The 508-nt window shown below is 27.4% G+C and carries 1 protein-coding gene; it reads right to left on the reverse strand.

Features of this window, described 5'->3' with window-relative positions; genetic code table 11:
- Positions 1-128: 128 nt before the first annotated feature.
- Positions 129-508: hypothetical protein (locus ABD994_RS31560; RefSeq protein WP_345425833.1), on the reverse strand; the 380-nt coding region annotated here is incomplete at its 5' end.

Below are 508 nucleotides of genomic sequence, written 5' to 3' on the forward strand. Positions count from 1 at the left end.
TCCAAAAAACAGAATTTATTAATTCCTTTCAGTACAGGGATAAGAAAAGATTTAGAATTTTTTATTTTAGACGTACTCAAAGGGCTGTATAAATTAAATGAAGAGGGGAACTAAATCCCCTTTTTCATTTACCATTTTTTGAGTTGCCGCTTTAGAGCAGTTGTATCAACTTTAAAAGGAATTTCTTTTAGTTTCCATCCATTTTTTGGATATACATATATTGAATCCGTTACATTAACTTGAAAAATTGAGTTATTATTTGGGTGTAATGAATCAAATGCAATTAAGTAGTTATCACCTTTAATAAAAGTTCCTGTTGAAGATCCACTTTTAATTTTTTTGTTATTTAAAAAAAATATGAAATCCGTTCCTGCTCCTTTTGTTGTTTGTCTATAGTGAAAGTCAGAAGTTATAGTCGCTATAGTATATTTTGTATGTTTTAGAAATGATTTCTCACCAAAAAAAATCATTAAAAGCAAAACAACTATAACTATTGACATAAATATCC

The organism is Actinomycetospora chlora, assembly GCF_039542135.1.
GTDB classification, from domain to species: Bacteria; Actinomycetota; Actinomycetes; order Mycobacteriales; family Pseudonocardiaceae; genus Actinomycetospora; species Actinomycetospora chlora.